The 16,047-nt window shown below is 68.3% G+C and carries 15 protein-coding genes and 1 pseudogene; 9 read left to right on the top strand and 7 right to left on the bottom strand.

Annotated elements, in window-relative coordinates:
- The first annotated feature begins 18 nt into the window (after positions 1 to 18).
- Positions 19 to 1,152, top strand: coding sequence for a hypothetical protein (locus ACZ3HL_RS19090; RefSeq protein ID WP_465415772.1), 1,134 nt, complete (start codon positions 19 to 21; stop codon positions 1,150 to 1,152).
- Positions 1,145 to 1,684 (top strand): hypothetical protein, encoded by a 540-nt coding sequence (locus tag ACZ3HL_RS19085; protein WP_465415774.1) that lies wholly within the window; start codon positions 1,145 to 1,147, stop codon positions 1,682 to 1,684. The genes ACZ3HL_RS19090 and ACZ3HL_RS19085 overlap by 8 nt, the downstream gene beginning before the upstream one ends.
- An 80-nt stretch (positions 1,685 to 1,764) precedes the next feature.
- On the opposite strand, the gene ACZ3HL_RS19080 is transcribed toward ACZ3HL_RS19085, so the two are convergent.
- Positions 1,765 to 2,019, bottom strand: coding sequence for a DUF397 domain-containing protein (locus ACZ3HL_RS19080; protein ID WP_465415776.1), 255 nt, complete (start codon positions 2,017 to 2,019; stop codon positions 1,765 to 1,767).
- Positions 2,020 to 2,369: 350 nt separating this feature from the next.
- Here ACZ3HL_RS19080 and ACZ3HL_RS19075 point away from each other — a divergent pair, with 350 nt between their 5' ends.
- Both ACZ3HL_RS19075 and ACZ3HL_RS19070 read left to right on the top strand, forming a co-directional pair.
- The gene (locus tag ACZ3HL_RS19075; protein ID WP_034310462.1) at positions 2,370 to 2,642 is read left to right on the top strand and encodes a hypothetical protein; all 273 of its coding nucleotides are present in this window, start codon (positions 2,370 to 2,372) and stop codon (positions 2,640 to 2,642) included.
- The gene (locus ACZ3HL_RS19070) at positions 2,639 to 2,911 is read left to right on the top strand and encodes a hypothetical protein (RefSeq protein ID WP_465415778.1); all 273 of its coding nucleotides are present in this window, start codon (positions 2,639 to 2,641) and stop codon (positions 2,909 to 2,911) included. The genes ACZ3HL_RS19075 and ACZ3HL_RS19070 overlap by 4 nt, the downstream gene beginning before the upstream one ends.
- Positions 2,912 to 3,030: 119 nt before the next feature.
- On the opposite strand, the gene ACZ3HL_RS19065 is transcribed toward ACZ3HL_RS19070, so the two are convergent.
- The 3 genes from ACZ3HL_RS19065 to ACZ3HL_RS19055 are packed head-to-tail and all read right to left on the bottom strand — an operon-like array spanning position 3,031 to position 5,568.
- Positions 3,031 to 3,879 (bottom strand): SAM-dependent methyltransferase, encoded by an 849-nt coding sequence (locus tag ACZ3HL_RS19065; protein ID WP_465532562.1) that lies wholly within the window; start codon positions 3,877 to 3,879, stop codon positions 3,031 to 3,033.
- On the bottom strand, positions 3,876 to 4,709 hold the full coding sequence (locus tag ACZ3HL_RS19060; protein WP_465532561.1) for an SAM-dependent methyltransferase: 834 nt from the start codon (positions 4,707 to 4,709) through the stop codon (positions 3,876 to 3,878). The genes ACZ3HL_RS19065 and ACZ3HL_RS19060 overlap by 4 nt, the downstream gene beginning before the upstream one ends.
- A gap of 1 nt (position 4,710) precedes the next feature.
- Positions 4,711 to 5,568, bottom strand: coding sequence for a helix-turn-helix domain-containing protein (locus tag ACZ3HL_RS19055; RefSeq protein WP_465532559.1), 858 nt, complete (start codon positions 5,566 to 5,568; stop codon positions 4,711 to 4,713).
- 219 nt (positions 5,569 to 5,787) lie between these two features.
- Between ACZ3HL_RS19055 and ACZ3HL_RS19050 the strand changes: the two genes are divergently transcribed.
- Complete coding sequence (locus ACZ3HL_RS19050) at positions 5,788 to 6,696, top strand: MBL fold metallo-hydrolase (RefSeq protein WP_465532557.1); 909 nt, start codon at positions 5,788 to 5,790, stop codon at positions 6,694 to 6,696.
- Positions 6,697 to 7,120: 424 nt separating this feature from the next.
- Entirely contained in the window at positions 7,121 to 8,560 is a 1,440-nt protein-coding gene (gene gndA, locus ACZ3HL_RS19045) for an NADP-dependent phosphogluconate dehydrogenase (protein WP_007030805.1), read from the top strand.
- Positions 8,561 to 8,652: 92 nt separating this feature from the next.
- Here gndA and ACZ3HL_RS19040 read toward each other — a convergent pair whose 3' ends face one another.
- Positions 8,653 to 9,372: a Clp protease N-terminal domain-containing protein gene (locus ACZ3HL_RS19040; RefSeq protein WP_465415788.1), complete on the bottom strand. Its 720-nt coding sequence runs from the start codon at positions 9,370 to 9,372 to the stop codon at positions 8,653 to 8,655.
- Positions 9,373 to 9,405: 33 nt separating this feature from the next.
- Entirely contained in the window at positions 9,406 to 10,620 is a 1,215-nt protein-coding gene (locus tag ACZ3HL_RS19035; RefSeq protein ID WP_465415790.1) for an NAD(P)/FAD-dependent oxidoreductase, read from the bottom strand.
- Between the two features lie 88 nt (positions 10,621 to 10,708).
- On the opposite strand from ACZ3HL_RS19035, the pseudogene ACZ3HL_RS19030 reads away from it, so the two are divergent.
- A pseudogene (locus ACZ3HL_RS19030) lies at positions 10,709 to 12,059 on the top strand (nucleobase:cation symporter-2 family protein).
- Positions 12,060 to 12,203: 144 nt separating this feature from the next.
- On the opposite strand, the gene ACZ3HL_RS19025 reads toward ACZ3HL_RS19030, so the two are convergent.
- On the bottom strand, positions 12,204 to 12,725 hold the full coding sequence (locus tag ACZ3HL_RS19025; RefSeq protein ID WP_465415794.1) for a serine/threonine protein kinase: 522 nt from the start codon (positions 12,723 to 12,725) through the stop codon (positions 12,204 to 12,206).
- 246 nt (positions 12,726 to 12,971) lie between these two features.
- Between ACZ3HL_RS19025 and ACZ3HL_RS19020 the strand changes: the two genes are divergently transcribed.
- Entirely contained in the window at positions 12,972 to 15,749 is a 2,778-nt protein-coding gene (locus ACZ3HL_RS19020) for an EAL domain-containing protein (protein WP_465415796.1), read from the top strand.
- A complete protein-coding gene (locus tag ACZ3HL_RS19015; protein WP_465532554.1) occupies positions 15,746 to 16,045 on the top strand; it encodes a GNAT family N-acetyltransferase in 300 nt (99 codons plus the stop codon). Before ACZ3HL_RS19020 ends, ACZ3HL_RS19015 begins: the two co-directional genes overlap by 4 nt.
- Positions 16,046 to 16,047 lie beyond the last annotated feature (2 nt).

Raw genomic sequence — 16,047 nt, 5'->3', positions numbered from 1 at the left:
GAGAGGGAGGTCGGGGGTATGGATCTCACCGCGGGAGGGGCGAGGACCGTCTCGGTGGCACGAAGTGAACGCACCGGTCTCGTCCCGGCGGGCACGGTGCTGGCCGGATCGGTGATCTCGCTGGTCGGGCTGACCTGGGACATCCAATGGCACGGCGACGTCGGCCCGGACACGTTCTTCACGATGCCGCACCTGTTCCTGTATTCGGGCAGCGCGATCTCCGGGCTCGCGAGCCTCGTGGTCGTGCTGATGACCACGGCCGCGCGCCGGGCGGGACGGCCGGTCGACGCGCGCGTCGGCGGCCGCGCGATCAACGTCTTCGGCAAGGTCTTCGCCGCACCGGCCGGCTACCTGGTGACCGGCACCGGCGCGGCGATGTTCCTGCTGTACGGCCTGTGGGACCAATGGTGGCACGGTCTCTACGGCTTCGACGCGGTGATCGACTCGCCGCCACACATCGGGCTGCTGCTGTCGATCACGCTGAGCATCATCGGCACGGTCATGGTGTTCGCGGCCGCGCGGGAACACCGCTGGGGCACCGTCGGCGTGGTCGGCAGCCTCGGTGTGCTGATCGCGTTCAGCACGGTGACCGTGCTGGGGCTGCAGCAGATCGACGTCGACGGGCTCGACGTCGTCTCCGTCGGTATCGCGCTGCTTTCGGTGCTGCTGGTCTCGGCGGGCGCCGGGTTCTGGGCGCGGCCGGGCGGAGCGGTCCGGGTCGCCGCGGCGCTGGCGGTCATCCAGGCGATCACCTGGTGGTTCTCGCCGTGGGCCGCCGAGGCGTACGCGGGCGCCGTCGGCCTGCCGATGCGCGATTACATCGACGGCGTTCCCGCGATGCCTTCGATGATGCCGATGGCGCTGCTGCCCATCGCGGCCGTGCTCGAAGCGGTCTACCTGCTTTCACGGCGCGGCTGGTCCGCGGGCCGGGTTTCGGTGCTGGCAGGCGGGATCGGCGGACTCCTGGTCGGCGCGAGCATGCCGATCCAGAACGCGATCGTCCACGGCGCCGACCGGATGCCGTGGGCGGTCGTGTTCGCGACGGGCGCCGCCGGCGCGGTGATCGGGCTGCTCGGCGGGTTCGCCGGATGGCGTTTCGGCGGGATGCTGGGGCTGCTGGCCCCGGCGAAGGGGGACAACGCGCATGCGTAAGACACTGCTGGCCATGGCGGCGGCGATCGGTCTGCTGTTCGCGACCACGCCCGCGGCGAACGCCTACGAACCGGTGAACATCGTCCACACCGAACGGGTCCAGGCCGGCCCGTACGGGATGACGGTCGGCTTCAGCACTTGGCCGTTGCGCGCCATGCAATCGCTGGACTTCACGTTCATCCCGGACGACGGGATCGCCGGGAAGTCGGGGACGCTCGCGTTCGTCAATCCGGAGACCGGGCGGCTGGGCCGTCCGCAACCGCTCGCGAAGCATCCGCGGAAACTGGAGGTGTGGGGGCTGGACATCCGCGCCCTGCAGACGCAGGGCTCGTGGACGTTCCGGTTCGAGATCGAGGGGCCCGCGGGCAAGGGCACGGGAGAACTGCGGGATCTGGCGGTGCTCGAACAGCCGGGGCCGCCAATGGCGGTGAGCTGGTCGATCAGCCTGATCCCGCTGATCGTCCTCGCCGTGCTGATCGCCGTCGCCTGGCGAAGGACCAGATCCAGGCTTAGCCTCTTTGTCGCGCGCTGACGGGCTCCCCGCGACGGTGTGACTCGAAGTGACCGAAGGTCGGATGGCTCGCGTGTCCCGGCGGACGCGCGAGCCTTTCGTCATGGGCTCAAATCGAACTGGCCGGCCTTGACCGCCTTGAGGAAGGCGTTCCACTCACCGGAATCGAAGACGAAGACGGGACTGTTGGCCAGCTTGGTGTCACGGACCCCCACCAGGCCTTCGTTGGCGAGGTTGACCTCGACGCAGTTCCCCCCGTTGGGCTCACTCGCGAAGGACTTCTCCCACGCGGAGTCGTCGAACAGCGACACGGCCGTGGTCGGATCGTAATCCGACGCCGACGGATAATCGGCCATTGGTCGTACCTCCGAACGTCGGTCGGGGGTGCGGCCGCGACCTGCGCGAACCGTCACCGTCCCGGCTTCTCCCTGCCTCAACGGGACTATCCCGCACGGCCAAGTGGGTGATCAACTCCGCCCACCCTCGACATGAAGATTATTCCAGGAGTAGGATTAATCGCAGCGGCCGGGGCTCGGTTGTTGGTGATTCGCTCGCAGCGCGCGAACATCCCGGCGACGGACGTCACCGGGTGCGTTCAGCAGGGAGTTTCGCCGTTCCGGCAGGCCACCGACGGCAGGTGACCGGCAGGGACATCCACCCCGCGGCGCATGACCACCCACCGCCGACCTCGTGGGGGAGGATCAGCGTGATCATTCAGGACACCATGCCGGCGACGGTACTGGCCGTCGGCAGGCTCATGGCCGGTACGGCCGGCGAAAGCCGCCGCTCCGCGCATCTCTTCGACTTGCACACCGGGGGTTCGCACCCCGAGTTCCTGCACGCCCGCTGCGGCGCGGCGATGCCGTACGACCACCTGGAATGGGTCCCCGTCGGTTCGGGGATGCCCTGTGAGCGTTGCCTCGGCCTCGCCGGTTCGGCCGACCAGGCGCGGTTGCCGCGTCCGAGCCGGGGGGTGTGACCGCCGTGGCCGTCCGTCTTACCACGCTGCTGTTCCGCCGTGAGGACGAACGCCTGGCCTCGGCGAAGCACCACCACCGCACCATCGGGCTCGAACTGCGTCAGCGGTTCGGGTTCAGCCTGATCCAGGCGCCGCTGCGCAAACAGCCGCCGTGGAACTCCGAAGTCGACGCGCCCGGCGCGCACCGGGACCCGATCAGGACCGGCCGGCCGCTCGAAGGGTCGTTCGACCTGACGCCCATGATCGGGCATCTGACCGGCCGGGCCTGATCGCTCAGGGCTTGTCGGCGGAGCTGACGTGGCAGGGCGCTTCACCACCTTCGTAACCTGAAAGACCAGGTCACGCCCTGCCGACGTCGGATCGCGGACGCGGGTTCACCTACAGACACTCAGGGCTTGCGGCCCAGCCCGCCGAGCCCGCCGGTGAAGGTCGGGTCGTCCGCGAACCGGTCGCTCGCCCGGGAATCCGCTTCGTCGAGATGCCAGGTGGCCATCCAGTCGATGCCCGGTTCCACCATCTCCAGCCCGTCGAAGAACGCGGCGAACTCCGCGCGGGACCTCAGATGGAACGGCGCGCTCGTCTTCTTGTACAGCTCCTGGACGTTCTCCCGGTTGTCGCCTTCCTTGCGGGTGACGCCGTCCTCGGTCAGATGCGAGGACAGGAAGTACGAACCCGACGGCAGGAAATCGAGATACCGCCGGACCATCTCGTGCACGGGCTCCTCCGGGCCGAGGAAATACAGCAGGCCGACCAGTACCAGCCCGATCGGCTGCCGCGGGTCGAGCACTCCGGTCTCGAGGGCGCGTTTCCAGATGTCGGCGGGATCCCGCACGTCGCCCTGCAGGACCGCGTGCCGCCCGAGCAGCCCCTCCCGTTCCAGCAGCAGCTGGGAATGCGCGACGGCGACCGGCTCGATGTCGACGTACACGACCCGGCTGTCGGGATTGATCGCGCTCGCGATCTGGTGGACGTTGCCGACGGTGGGCACGCCGGAGCCGATGTCGAGGAACTGCGTGATCCCCTGGCGGGCAAGGTATCCCACGCCGCGGCCGAGGAAGTCGCGGCCGACGCGGGCGAACGTCTTGACCTCCGGGAACTGCTTGAGCACCTGCGAGCCGAACTCGCGATCGATGGCCCAGTTGGCCGAACCGCCGAGGAACCAGTCGTACACCCTGGCCACGTTGGGTCGTTCGAGATCGACACCTTCGGGAGCTTCGGGATCGTGCTGCGTAGTCATACCGTCACACCTCGTCGAAAACCGGGTTTGCGGGCGACCCCGCCGATGGCGCAGTTAAGCGCAGGCGAGTGGGGGTCGTCCAGCCGCCATGCGCCGACCGGGACGAGACCCGGTGCCACGAGCTCGAAATCGCCGAAGAAACCGAGGATCTCTTCCTTGTCGCGGAAGGACACGGGCGTGCTCGACTGCTCGTACTGCTTCACGACGCGCTGGACCTGTCCCAGCTCGTCACCCTCCACGTCGGACATCGTGACGTGGGACAGGACGTAGAAGGAGCCCGCGGGCAGGAGCCGCCGGTATCGCGCGACGACGTCGGCGAGCGCGGGGCCCGGCACGAAATGCAGGACCGCGACGGTGAGCAGGGCCACCGGTCTCGCCGGGTCGAGCACGCCGGTGTCGATGGCGCGTTCCCAGATGTCGTCCGCGTCGCGCAGGTCGCCGCCGAGCACCGCGTGCCTGGCGGGATCCCCGTTCTTCTCCAGCAGGATCCTGGCGTGGGCCACGGCGACCGGTTCGTTGTCGACGTACACGCACCGGCTGTCGCCGTCGGCGTCATCGGCGATCTCGTGGACGTTGCCGACGGTCGGCACGCCGGAACCGAGGTCGAGGAACTGGTTCACGCCGTGCTCGGCGCAGTACCGCACCGAACGGCCGAGGAAGGCCCGGTTGGCCCTGGCGAGGGCACGGACGAGCGGGAACGCCTTGACCAGCTGTTCGCCGAATTCCCGGTCCACCGCCCAGTTCGCGGTTCCGCCGAGCGCCCAGTCGTAGATCCGGGCGGCGTTGGGCCGCTCGAGATCGACGCCGTCGGGCAGGAACAGCGGGTCCATCTCAGGATTGCATCTGGATTCTGTACAGCTCGGCGAGTTCCTTGAGGAACTGCCGGGTCTCCTGGCGCTCCAGCGCGGCACCGCGCAGCCTGTCCCAGGAGTCGACGAAGATGTTGAAGTCCTTGACGTCGTCGAGGTACAACCCGCCCGCGGAATGTTCGATGTAGACGAAATCCCTGGTGCGATCGGGAAAACGCATGATGGTGAAGTCGTTGGGCACCGCGGCGAGGCGCGCGCCGAACGGCAACACGTGCACGTACACGCGCGGATGCTTGTCCAGCGCCAGCAGATGCTCGACCTGGTCCAGCATCACCGCCGGGGCGGACCCGCCCGGGGCGCGGCGCAAGGCGCCTTCGCTGATGATGAACCGGTAGTAGGGCGGCTGCTGCTGCTCGAAGACGGCCTTGCGGTCCAGCCGGTTGCGGACCAGTGAGGTGACGTCGGTGGCGCCCGCTTCGGTGAACTGCTTGAGCATGTAGTGCTCGGACTGCAACGGGCCGGGGATGCGCTCGCCGTGCCAGGTGAGGATCTCCGCGGCCGCGGGTTCGAGGTCGGTGAAGGTGCGGAACCAGTGCGGCACCACGGATCGGTAGCCGGACCAGTGACCGCGCTGCCCGGCTGCGGCGCGGGCCAGGTTCATCAACGTGTCGGCCTCGTCGCCGTTGATCCCGAACGCGTTCAGCATGGATCGCACATCCCCGAGCTTGACCCCGACGGCACCGGACTCGATCTTGTTGACCTTGCCCTGGGTGCAGCCGAGAACCTCGGCGACCTGCTGCTGTGTCATCCGCGCGGCGTTGCGGGCATGCCGGAGCTCGTTCCCGAGCTGCTTCCGGCGCGAGGTGACGGTGCTGGCCATCGCCTTGCTCTCCCGGACCACATAACCAGGACCGCGGCTGCCCGCGGTCCTGCGCGCGAATACTCGAACCCACCCAGGGTACTTCACCTTGCGGGGTTCGATGATGACATTGCGCAGCGTTCCAGGAAACGGCCGAAAACACCAGTCACCTGGTACGTCACCCTGGTGGCGGAGCGATCTCGTCACATTTCGGGCACGCCGGTCGGGCATAGTGACCGAGTGGACGAATCCCCCTTCGCCAGGCAGGTCACCGACGGTGTGTTCGGGTACGTCCAGCCGGACGGCTCGTGGTGGATCAACAACTGCGGGTTCGTCGCCGCGGGCGATCACACGGTGGTGATCGACACGTGTTCGACCGAACGGCGTACCAGGGCGCTGCTGGCGACGGCGGAGTCGGTGGGCGGGGCGCCGGTGACCACCGTGGTCAACACGCATCACCACGGCGACCACACCAACGGCAACTACCTGGCGACCGGCGCGACGATCGTCGGGCACCGGAAGACGCGTGAGGTGATGGTCGCGACCGGGATCAACACCTACGAGAACTCGTTCACCGGGAACGACTGGGGCCATCTGGAGCTACGGCCGCCCGAGGTGCTGTTCGACGACCGGCTGACCGTGCACGCCGGCGACGTCCGGCTGGAGCTGATCCACCCAGGACACGCGGCGCACACCACCAACGACGTCCTCGTCTGGCTGCCGGAACGGCGGGTGCTGTTCGTCGGCGACCTGATCTTCAACAGCGGCAGCCCGTTCGCGTTGATGGGCTCGCCCGCCGGCTGGCGGAAGGCGCTGGACCTGGTCCGCGAGCTGGAGCCGGAGACGATCGTGCCGGGGCACGGGCCGGTGTGCGGCCCCGAAGCGATCGACGTCGTCGACGGATACCTGGGCTTCCTGCAGAAACTCGCTTCGTATGGGAAGTCCGCGGGGTTGACGCCCCTTCAAGCCGCTCGCGAAGCGGATCTCGGGCCCTACGCGGCGCTGTCCGAACAGGAACGGCTGCCGGCGAACCTGCACCGGGCTTATGCCGAACTGGACGGGCTGGAGTGGGGTGCGGCGATCGATCTGGGGGCGGCGCTGGCGGACATGGTCACCTTCAACGGTGCCCGGATCCGCTGCTTCTCCTGACGGCCTCGCACCTCCGCGCCTGCTGTGTGTCGCCGCGTGTTGCCGCGTGTTGCGAAAGCCACTTTCGCAACGTTGAAGGTTGCGAAAGTGGCTTTCGCAACACGTCCTGGCCCCGTGCCCTCCCTAGCGCACCCGCCCCCGCGCCCGGTGTCATGAAAGGGTCGTTCAGGACATCGTTCGTCCTGAACGACCCTTTCAAGCCATCCCGAAACCCCTCGAAGACCTCACACGCAGCCCCCACCCGTCCCTGGGGGGCGACCCCGATCCCAGCGTACCGCCGCGAGCGCAGGGCCGGGGCGTGTGAGGCGAGTTGTCCACAGGCAGGCCAGGTTGTGGACAACTCCCGGTTGATCCCCTCTCGCCCCGGCGCCGTATCCCTCGACGGGGATAGGCTCGGCACGGGAATCGAAGCGGAAGGGTGCGGATGAGCAAGAAGGCGAGCATCGGGGTCACCGGCCTGGCGGTCATGGGCCGCAACCTGGCCAGGAACCTCGCGAGGCACGGGCACACGGTGGCCCTGCACAACCGCTCCGAGCAGCGGACGAAGGAACTGGTCGAGCAGTTCGGCGACGAAGGCGACTTCATCCCGGCGTATTCGGCGCAGGAGTTCGTCGATGCGCTGGAGCGGCCGCGCCAGGTCGTGATCATGGTCAAGGCCGGCGCGCCGACGGACGCGGTGATCGACGAATTCGTCCCGCTCCTCGAGAAGGGCGACGTGATCGTCGACGCGGGCAACGCGCACTTCGCGGACACGCGGCGCCGCGAGGCCGCGCTGCGGGAGAAGGGCATCCACTTCGTCGGCACCGGTGTGTCCGGCGGCGAGGAGGGCGCGCTGCACGGGCCGAGCATCATGCCGGGCGGGTCCAAGGAGTCGTACCAATCGCTCGGGCCGTTGTTCGAGGACATCTCGGCGAAGGTCGACGGCGAACCCTGCTGCACGCACGTGGGCGCGGACGGCGCCGGGCACTTCGTGAAGATGGTGCACAACGGCATCGAGTACGCCGACATGCAGCTGATCGCCGAATCGTTCGACCTCCTGCGCGGCGCGGGCGGCTACTCCCCCGCCGAGATCGCCGAGGTCTTCCGCACCTGGAACTCGGGCAGGCTGGACTCGTACCTGATCGAGATCACCTCGCAGGTGCTGGCCCACACCGACGCCGCGTCCGGCAAGCCGTTCGTCGACATCGTGGCGGACCAGGCGGAGCAGAAAGGCACCGGCCGCTGGACCGTCCAAATCGGACTGGATCTGGGCGTGCCGATCAGCGGCATCGCCGAAGCCGTCTTCGCACGTTCGCTGTCCGGCTCGTCGAACCTGCGCGAGGCCTCCCGCGGGCTGGGCGGCCCCTCGCGCGCTCCGCTGACAGGGTCCGCTTTGGACACTTTCGCGGACGACGTCGAGCAGGCGCTGTACGCGTCGAAGGTGGTGGCGTACGCCCAGGGCTTCAACCAGATCCAGGCGGGCGGCGCCGAATACGGCTGGGACATCGACCTCGGCAAGGTCGCGTCCATCTGGCGCGGCGGCTGCATCATCCGCGCGAAGTTCCTGAACGACATCACAGCCGCGTACGCCGAAGAGCCCGCGCTGCCGACGCTTCTGACTTCAGGTGGCTTCCGCAAGGCCGTCGAGGACGCCCAGGACTCTTGGCGTTCGGTGATCTCGACGGCGGTGCGGCTCGGCATCCCGACCCCGGGCTTCTCGACCGCACTCGCCTATTACGACGGTCTGCGCGCGGAGCGGCTCCCCGCCGCGCTGGTGCAGGGGCAGCGGGACTACTTCGGCGCCCACACGTACCGCCGCGTCGACCGTGAGGGTTCGTTCCACACCGCCTGGGCAGCCGACGGCCGCCCCGAGTCCTCGGCCTGACAGTCCCCGTGATGGCCCCCGTCCGTCAGGGGGCCATCACGCGGCCAGCAGGACGAGAGCGACGAACACGAGGACACCGAGCGCGACCCGCGTCATGTCCCGCGCGCCGCGACGATCTCCGACAGCGCCTGCAGGATCAGCTTTTCGGTCATCTCCTTCGTGAGCCCCAGTCCGGTCAACAGGTCGTCGCCGAGTTCGAACAGGGCCAGCAGAATGTGTTCGGTGCCGATGTAGTTGTGCCCGAGCCGCAGCGACTCCCGCATGGTCAGTTCCAGCGCCTTCTTGGCCTGCGCGCCGAACGCCATCTTCGCCGCCTCCACCGGTTCGTCGGCGGGTTCCGGCAACTTCGCCTCCGCGGCCTCGCGGACGGCTTCGAGAGTCACCTTCTGTGCCACGATCGCCCCGGCGGCGAGCGCGGCCGGCTCCGCGAGCAGGCCGAGGACCAGGTGCACGGGCTCGATCTGTGGGCTCTTCGCCGAGACCGCCGCGTCCCGTGACGCGACCACGACGTGCCGCGCACGATCGGTGTAGCGGCTGAACACCTTCACCAGATCTTCGAGCGAAGAGCCACTGGAGTCGACGAAGCGCTTCTGGGCGGCCTGTTTGGACACCCCCATGTTCTTGCCGATTTCGGTCCAGGACGCGCCGGAGCGGCGCGCCTGGTCGACGAAGTGACCGATCAGATGGTCGGCCACTTCGCCGAGGTGCTCGCCGAGGAAGACCGCGTCGGACAGCTGGCCGAGCACGTCACCGTCGGGATGCTGTTGCTTGATGTGGGAGATGAGGTCGTCGAGACGGACTGGATTCGTCATGCCGTCAACTCTAGGTTGACGACATGACGATCGTCAACCTTGGGTTGACGCCAGGGTGGCCTTGAGGTCGAAGCCGTTGGCCTCCAGCCTCTCGAACCGTGGTTCCGGATCCGCGGCGAACAGGCGGCGCGCGGCGATGTGGTCCGGCGGCCGGTTCACCGACTCCACCCCGGCGAGCACGCCGTCGCGGAACGACAGCACCGAGAACTTCCCGCCCTCCCGGTCCCCGGTCACGACGGTCTTGTCCGCCCCGGTCAGCAGCCCGGCGATCTGCAGTTTCGCGCCCAGCTGGTCGGTCCAGAACCACGGCAGGCTCTCGTAGGGGGCGGGTTCACCCACGATGACGGCCGCCACGGCCCGCGCCTGGTCGACGGCGTTCTGCACCGACTCCAGCCGGGTCGCCGTCCCCGCCTGGACACACGGGAAGTTCGCGCAGTCCCCCACCGCCGAGATCTTCGGGTCACTCGTGCGCAGGTGCTCGTCGACGACGACCCCGTTCGCCACGGCGAGCCCCGCCTCTTCGGCGAGCCGTGTCCGCGGCACTACCCCGACCCCGACCAGCACCAGGTCGGCGAGCAGCCGGCTGCCGTCGCTCAGTTCCACCTCGGACACCCGGCCGTCACCGTGCAACGCGGCGACGCCCGTGCCGAGCAGGATCGTGTGCCCGGCCCCTTCGTGCAGAGCCGCGAAGTACGCCGAGACCTCCGGAGTCGCGACACGGGCCATCAGCCTGTCCTGCGCCTCCACGATCGTCACGGGCCGTCCGGCGTGCGCGGCGAATTCGAGCCCGATGAACCCGCCCCCGACCACCACCACGTTCGCCGCGCTTTCCAGCGCGGCACGCAACACATCGGCGTCGTCCTTGGTGCGCAGGGTGAACACACCGTCCAAAGTGGATCCGGGCACCGGCAGGACGCGGTTGTCCGCTCCCGTCGCGAGGACGAGATGGTCGTACTGGTGGGCGCTCCCGTCCTCGAGTACCACCTGCGTGTCATCGCGATCCACCGATGTGACGCGGCCGGGGATCAGCTCGATGTCCTTCTCCGCGAAGAAGTCCTCGGGCCGCAAACGCAACTGGGCGTCGCCCGCGGTCCCGGCGAGGTAGCCCTTCGAAAGCGGCGGCCGCTGGTACGGCAGGCCGGGTTCGTCACCGATCAGCACCACCCGGCCGTCGAACCCCTTGTCCCGCAGCGAGGTCGCCACTCCGAACCCGCTCTGCCCGGCCCCTACGACGAGGACGGTCTCCATCGGCGCTCCTTCCGTTGTGCCCGATGTCCATTCAACACCGCCCTTGCGCGACATGATCCTCACGAGGGGACGCGCTACGGTCGGTTCCATGAGCAGGCCCGAGGTCCACCCGGTCGACGCCCGGCCGCCGCTGCCGAAGCTGACGTTGCTCGGCGTGGGAGCACATGACGATCATGTACGCGGGTTCGGTGGCCGTCCCGCTCGTCGTGGGCAGCGCGCTGAAGCTGGACGCGGCGACGATCGCGTTGCTGGTCAACGCGGATCTGCTGGTCGCGGGCATCGCGACGCTGATTCAGGCGGTCGGGATCGGGAAGATCTTCGGCATCCGCCTGCCGGTGGTGGCCGGTGCGACGTTCACCGTGGTCAACCCGATGATCATGATCGCGTCCCAGTACGGCATGCAGGCCGTCTACGGCGCGATGATCGCGTCGGGTGTCTTCGGCCTGCTCATCGCGAAACCGTTCGCGAAGATGATCCGGTTCTTCCCGCCGCTGGTTTCGGGCACGCTGCTCATGGTCATCGGTATTTCGCTCATCGGCCCGGGCGTCGGCCTGATCGCCGGCCACGACACCGGATCGCCGGATTACGCGAGGCCCGCCAACATCGCGCTCGCGTTCGGCGTGATCGCGGTGATCGTGCTGTTCACGCGGGTCCTGCGCGGGTTCGCGAGCCAGATCGGCCCGCTGCTGGCACTGCTGATCGGCCTGGTCGCGGCCATCCCGATGGGCCTGGTGAGCTTCCAGGGCATCGCCGACGCCGGCTGGTTCGGCCTCGCGTCGCCGTTCCACTTCGGCCCGCCGACCTTCCCGGTCGCGGCCGTACTTTCGATGTGCGTCGTGATGCTGGTGACCTACACCGAATCCACCGCCGACCTGGTCGCCGTCGGGGAGATCACCGGACGGCCCGCGACGGACTCCGACCTCGCGCGCGGCCTCGCCACCGACGGTCTTTCGGCCATCCTCGGCGGCGCGATGAACTCGTTCCCGGACACGGCTTTCGCGCAGAACGTCGGCCTCGTGCAGATGACCGGGGTGCGCAGCCGATGGGTGGTCGCGATGGCGGGCGGCCTGCTCGTGCTGATGGGCCTGGTGCCGAAGGTCGGCGCGTTCGTCGCGGCCGTACCGGAGCCCGTGATCGGCGCGGTCGCGGTGGTCATGTTCGCGATGGTCGCCGCGGTCGGCGTGCAGAACCTGAAGAAGGTGGAGTTCTCCGGCAACCACAACACCTTCATCGTCGCGGTGTCGATCGGGGTCGGGCTGCTGCCCGCGTTCGCCACGAACCAGTCCGGGAATTCGATCTTCTTCCAGCATTTCCCGGCGTGGCTTCAGACCATCTGCGGCAGCCCGATCACGGTCGCCGCGATCGTCGCCTTCACCCTCAACCTGCTGTTCAACCACCTCGGCAAGCGCCGGGAGCCGGATCTACTGCAAGCGCCCTAGCTGTGTTTCTCAAGGCGCGCTTCCGGATTTCCGTGGCCGGGCCGAGGCAGCAGCTTGCTACTCACTCAGCCGCGTCGGCGGGCCGACAAGAAACGCGCGCGCGTGCCCTCACCTCACGTGCGATCTCCAGCCGGGAGGCACTTCCTAACAGAACAGCCACTTCGGCCACAGCTTGCACTCTTCGGTCGGCGTCGTCGAGGGCGGCGGCGGGGTGGGGTTGGGTGGCTGCGGAACGACGGTCGACCCGGTCGTCCTCGGCGGATCGGCGGGACCACTCGACGTCGTCGGCGTGGTGGGATCCGGGGAGTCGGACGTCGACGCGGCCGAACTCGACGTGCGGCGGCTGGAGGTCGTCCGGCTGGAGCGCGACGTAGGTTCCCCGTCGCCGGTTACGACCGTCTCGGTGGACGGGACCGCCGACGTCACGCCCGCTCCCCCGTTTTCCGAAGGCCGCTTCGGCATCTCGATGACGCTCATCTGGTTCGGTGCCGCGTTCGGTTCGGGGTCCGAATCGAACCCGACGAGAACGGCGGCCGTGCCGCAGGCGACGACCACGGCGATCACGACCGAGACGACTCTCCAGCGTGACTTTGCCCGTGACTCCTCGTGGTCGTCCCAGCCCTCGCGAATAAGCAGGTCGGCGACCGAAACGTCGTCGTCATCCACCAGCTGAAACCTTTCGCACCGGGAACGAGCGAAGAGTAGTTTTACCGCAACTCACCGCCGAACGGGTGAAGTTAACCAAAAATTATTCACCCGATGGAACACGCCAGCGTAGGCCAGTCACACAGCGTGTATTCATCTGCTCCCGCGTATATCGGCGGTGACCGACCTTCGGTTCGCGTATACAGCGCCCCCGGCGGGTGGTGTAATCGACGGTGCCAGCACCGGAAGAGGGGGTTCGGACGGATCATGGAGGCTGACGCCCTCGCCGTGCCCGGAGCCGGTAATTCCGGTCGCCCGGCAGGCGCCCCGCTCGGAAACGGGCCGGTCGGCGATCTCGGCCTCGCGGGCGACCACGCCGCCATCTGGTCGTACGACTTCGAGCACGAGACCCTGTCCTGGCTGCCCGGGCTGGAGAACCTGCTGGGTGGCGGCGTCCTCACGGAAGCCGAGATCGAGTCGAGGCTCGCCGATCTGGTGGCCCCGCTGACCTCCGGCACCCGCACTTCCCCGCCGTGGCGCGAGTTCGAACTCGAGCAGTCGTTCCGGAACCCGGCGGGCGAGGTCCGCTGGATCCGGCTGCGGGCCCGCACCATGGGTGACGACAACGGTTCGACGGGGCTGCTCGGCATCGCCACCGACGTGACCGACGTCCGCGAGAACCGGCAAGCACTCGAAGATCTCACTGACCGTTACCGGCTCTTGGTGGAACTCAGTCCCGACGCGGTCTGCGTCCACGAAGCCGGCGTTGTCATCTACGTCAACCGAGCGGCCGTCACCGCGCTCGGCGCGTCTTCGACGGCCGAGCTGATCGGGCGGCCGATCATGGACTTCGTCGCCGACGAGTCGCTCCCGGCCCTGCTGGACAGAATCGCGTCGCTCCACCGCCAGGGCGCGTCGACCGATCCCGCCGACACCGTCATGCTCCGGCTCGACGGCACGAAGTACCTGGTCCAGAGCATTTCGGTGCGCACGACCTGGGAAGGCAGGCCCGCGTTCCAGGTCATCATGCGCGACATCAGCGCGCAGAAGGCCGCCGAAGCGACCCTGCGCTACCAGGCCGCCTTGATCAGCCACGTCAGCGACGCGATCATCGCGACCAGCGGCACCGGCGTGGTGACCAGCTGGAACCCCGCCGCCGAGAACGTCTACGGCTGGACGGCCGGTGAGGCGATCGGCCGCACGGTCAGCGACCTCGTCGGCGCCGCGCTCGATCCGGAAACGGTGCTGCGCCGGGGTGGCGTCATGCAGACGACCCACCGTCATCGCAACGGTTCGACCTTGGCCATCCGCATCTCGGCCGCGGAGATGAACGACGGCTTCGTCCTCGTCTGCGCCGACGAAACCGCCCGGCGGCGCGCCGAACAGCACTACAGCACGGTGGTCGCGTCCCTCGACGAAGGCGTGGTCGTGATCGGCCCCGGCGGCCTCATCGAATCGGCCAACCCCGCGGCGTGCCGGATCATCGGCGTCGACCACGATGACCTCATCGGCGTCCCATGCGTGACGCTGGAGCTGTACGACGAACAGGGCCGGATCCCGCCCGCCCGGATGCCGTCGGTGATGACCCGGCGCACCGGGGTCACGCTGACCGGTCTCGTGCTGCGGCTGCGAAGGCCCGCCGGTGACGACGTCTGGATCTCGCTGACCTCGCGGCTGCTGACCCCGGAAGATCCGTCGGCCCTGGCGGTGGTCGCCTCGTTCACCGACATCACCGAACGCCGCGCCATCGGCGAACGGCTCGCCCACGAGGCCACGCACGACCCGCTCACCGAACTCGCGAACCGGACGCTGGTGCTGGACAGCCTCGCCGAGGCGCTCTCCGGCGCGGGCCGCGCCGAGCTGACCACGCTGCTGTTCATCGATCTCGACAAGTTCAAGGTGATCAACGATTCCCTCGGGCATTCGGTCGGGGACAAGGTGCTCCGCATCGCGGCCGAACGGCTGCGCCGGGGAATCGGCGAGAGCGATCTCGTCGGCAGGCTCGGCGGCGACGAATTCGTCGTCGTGACCGCGGAAATCACCGAGCCGCACGAGATCAAGGCACTGGCCGAGCATCTGCGCGAAGCGCTGACGGAACCGATCACCGTCAACGGCAGGCAGCTGCACATCGACGCCAGCATCGGCATCGTCACCGCGGCCAACGACGACACCCGGACCGCCGAAGATCTGCTGCGCGACGCGGATGTCGCGATGTACCAAGCGAAAACGCTCGGCCGGGCGCGCTACGAGTTCTTCGACGTCGAGCTGCGCGAGCGGATGCAGCGGCGGCTCCGGATGGAACAGGACCTGCGCGACGCGTTGCAGAACGAGGAGCTCTGGACGGCGTACCAGCCGGTCGTGGACATCGAATCCGGCGAGATGGTCGCCGTGGAGGCGTTGCTGCGCTGGAAACATCCGGCGCACGGCACGATCTCGCCTGCCGAGTTCATCCCGCTGGCCGAGGAGAGCGACCTGATCAACCTGATCGGCAAGTACGTCCTGCGCACCACCACCCGCGAGATCGCCAGACGGCGCGAGCAACTCGGCATCGACCTCAACCTCAAGGTCAATCTCTCGGCCCGGCAGCTGGACGACCCGCATCTGGTCGCCGGGGTGCAGGACGCGCTGAAGACCACCGGGCTCCCGCCGCACGCGCTGACCTTGGAGGTCACCGAGAGCGCGCTGATGCGGGACCAAGCCGCGGCCGCCGAAGTCCTGACGTCGTTGCGCGATCTCGGTGTCTCACTGGCGATCGACGACTTCGGCACCGGCTACTCGTCGCTCGCCCAGCTGCAACGGCTCCCGTTGGATACGCTCAAGATCGACCGCACCTTCGTCACCGGCATCGCGGAATCGCGCGACGCGGCGGCGATCGTCAAGAGCATCATCGCGATGGCGCACGCCGTCGACCTGATCGTCGTCGCCGAAGGTGTCGAAGACGAAGAGCAGCTCACGATCCTTCGCGAGCTGCGCTGTGACCAGGCGCAGGGCTTCCATCTCGGTCGCCCCGCGCCACCGGACGAACTTTTCGGAGCCGCGGGATGAGTGTCGAGATCAAAACCGGAGAAGACCGCTACGACATCGTCGTGGACGGGAAGACCGCCGGGTTCCTGGAAACCCGCACCCGCCCGGACGCGATCCTGTTCCTGCACACCGAGATCTCGGACGACTTCTCGGGACAGGGCCTGGCGGGCAAGCTCGTGACCGCGGCGCTCGACGACGTCCGGGCGCAGGGAAGGTCCGTCCTCCCCTACTGCCCGTACGTGCGCTCGTTCATCGCGAAGCACCGTGAATACGAGGACCTCGTCCCCGAGGACAAGCGCGCCGAATTCGAACTCTGAGC

This window comes from Amycolatopsis sp. NPDC000009, from assembly GCF_055563465.1.
This window is presented reverse-complemented; position numbering and strand designations above follow the sequence as displayed.

Excerpts from the sequence above, each read along its gene's own strand:
- ACZ3HL_RS19090 (WP_465415772.1), top strand. The coding sequence starts at position 19 with ATGGATCTCACCGCGGGAGGGGCGAGGACCGTCTCGGTGGCACGAAGT.
- ACZ3HL_RS19020 (WP_465415796.1), top strand. The coding sequence starts at position 12,972 with ATGGAGGCTGACGCCCTCGCCGTGCCCGGAGCCGGTAATTCCGGTCGC.
- ACZ3HL_RS19035 (WP_465415790.1), bottom strand. The coding sequence starts at position 10,620 with ATGGAGACCGTCCTCGTCGTAGGGGCCGGGCAGAGCGGGTTCGGAGTG.
- ACZ3HL_RS19060 (WP_465532561.1), bottom strand. The coding sequence starts at position 4,709 with ATGGACCCGCTGTTCCTGCCCGACGGCGTCGATCTCGAGCGGCCCAAC.
- ACZ3HL_RS19055 (WP_465532559.1), bottom strand. The coding sequence starts at position 5,568 with ATGGCCAGCACCGTCACCTCGCGCCGGAAGCAGCTCGGGAACGAGCTC.
- ACZ3HL_RS19040 (WP_465415788.1), bottom strand. The coding sequence starts at position 9,372 with ATGACGAATCCAGTCCGTCTCGACGACCTCATCTCCCACATCAAGCAA.
- gndA (WP_007030805.1), top strand. The coding sequence starts at position 7,121 with ATGAGCAAGAAGGCGAGCATCGGGGTCACCGGCCTGGCGGTCATGGGC.
- ACZ3HL_RS19015 (WP_465532554.1), top strand. The coding sequence starts at position 15,746 with ATGAGTGTCGAGATCAAAACCGGAGAAGACCGCTACGACATCGTCGTG.
- ACZ3HL_RS19085 (WP_465415774.1), top strand. The coding sequence starts at position 1,145 with ATGCGTAAGACACTGCTGGCCATGGCGGCGGCGATCGGTCTGCTGTTC.
- ACZ3HL_RS19065 (WP_465532562.1), bottom strand. The coding sequence starts at position 3,879 with ATGACTACGCAGCACGATCCCGAAGCTCCCGAAGGTGTCGATCTCGAA.
- ACZ3HL_RS19080 (WP_465415776.1), bottom strand. The coding sequence starts at position 2,019 with ATGGCCGATTATCCGTCGGCGTCGGATTACGATCCGACCACGGCCGTG.